Genomic DNA, 1,709 nt, shown 5'->3' on the forward strand with positions numbered 1-1,709 from the left:
TAGTTATCGTAAAAAGTTGCTCTATATTCATTAGCCGCGGTAACCAAATAATTTTTGTTCCATGATGGCTTTACTGACAGCTTCGGGGACGGCGCCAACCCATTCTCCTTGACCGCGACAAATTTGCTGTAAAATCTCTCGAGAAAAAATATTAAACAAATCAAGATTGCTTGATTCAATACTGGTGATAAAGCCGTTATCGAGCACGTGGCGGAATAAATAACGCAAATTATTAGGCACGCTGACCGTGTTTAAGTCATTTAGCTCACCCTTTTCATCTCGTTCTGGGTAGACGAATAAACGCGTATTATCAGGAAATAACTTACCAAAAGCTTCGAGAATTCCGCCTTCCATCCCACGATAATATTCTTCATCAAAAATTTGTTTAATGTTAACAATACCCACCACAATGCCGATTTGCAATTGGGTGTACTGACGGAAATAAGCACGTAATGAGAAATAGCGGGTGTAATCAGAAATCATCACGTTATAGCCTAATAAATTAAGCAATTTAACCCGTTCCATAATGTCCTTTTCGGTCATATTGGCATCTTTACCGTGTAAGTCATTCAGTGATATTTCTGCGATTAATACGGTATTTTTATCAGTTACCCCTTCTAATGTCGAAAAGGCTTTGTAGCCTTGCTGGATCATATCAACATTAAGGTTGGTAACAGGTTTAAATGAACCTCGAATGGTTAACACGTTCTTTTTGTACAGCATATCGGCAGGTACCGCGACAGTGCCATCGGCTTTGAACATAATCGCGCGAGTTTTCCAGCTGCGAATAAGATGAATATTCTTTGCTTGATTGTCGACATCTTCAAAGTAGGGACCCTGAAAGTCAATACAGTCAATTTCAATCCGATTGGCTTTCATGTTATCGGTTAACGAATCGATAATCATTTTTGGATCTTCAAAATAATAGTAGCTGGCGTAAATAAGGTTTACACCTAAAATACCTAGCGCTTGCTGCTGAGCTTCAGCGGTATCGTCAAACATGCGCACATGGACAATAATATTAGAAGGCTCTGCACCAGGGTACATTTGAATCCGCACACCACACCACGCATGGCATTCATTTTTACGATTAAAACTTTTAGCCGATACGGTTGTTGCGTAACTGAAATAACGTGATGATTTTGAACGAACGCCGCCGACACGATCGACAACAAGGTCAAACTCCTGCTCCATCATTGCTAATACGCGGGCTTTACTGACATAGCGTCCGTCTTCTTGCACGCCGTAAATCGCGTCAGAAAACTTCATATCGTAGGCTGACATGGTTTTAGCTATTGTTCCCGCAGCGGCGCCAGCCACAAAAAAGTTACGTGCGACTTCTTGTCCGGCACCAATTTCGACAATGGTGCCGTACTTTTTTTCGTCTAGATTTAAACGAAGGGCTTTTTCTTTGGTGCCACGCGAACTCACTTGCTTATCCATATTATCTCCACACGATAAAATATTCATATCTTAAGGTTACGGCTAACAATGTTATAGCAAGTTGAAATATGCGCTAGTGCTGAAAGGAAAATTGTGTCGATATAATGATGATTTTACGTTATTTGTTACTTTATTGATGTTTAAAGTATCATTTTTACTCAGGTCACCGATGCTGGTGGCCATAATCGTTATTTTTAGATTATGCAGAAGATAGCAGCCACCGTTTTAGCAAAATATGGCTGCTATGGATATGCTATCTCTAGTAC

At 40.3% G+C, this 1,709-nt stretch carries 1 protein-coding gene; it reads right to left on the reverse strand.

The window, feature by feature from the left end; translation table 11 throughout:
* Positions 1 to 30: 30 nt before the first annotated feature.
* On the reverse strand, positions 31 to 1,443 hold the full coding sequence (locus CXF78_RS16600; protein WP_011637380.1) for a hypothetical protein: 1,413 nt from the start codon (positions 1,441 to 1,443) through the stop codon (positions 31 to 33).
* Positions 1,444 to 1,709 lie beyond the last annotated feature (266 nt).

Source organism: Shewanella sp. 11B5 (assembly GCF_002836795.1).
GTDB lineage: Bacteria > Pseudomonadota > Gammaproteobacteria > Enterobacterales > Shewanellaceae > Shewanella > Shewanella frigidimarina.

Bases quoted from the DNA above. Each gene is read 5' to 3' on its own strand.
- CXF78_RS16600 (WP_011637380.1), bottom strand. From the start codon at position 1,443: ATGGATAAGCAAGTGAGTTCGCGTGGCACCAAAGAAAAAGCCCTTCGT.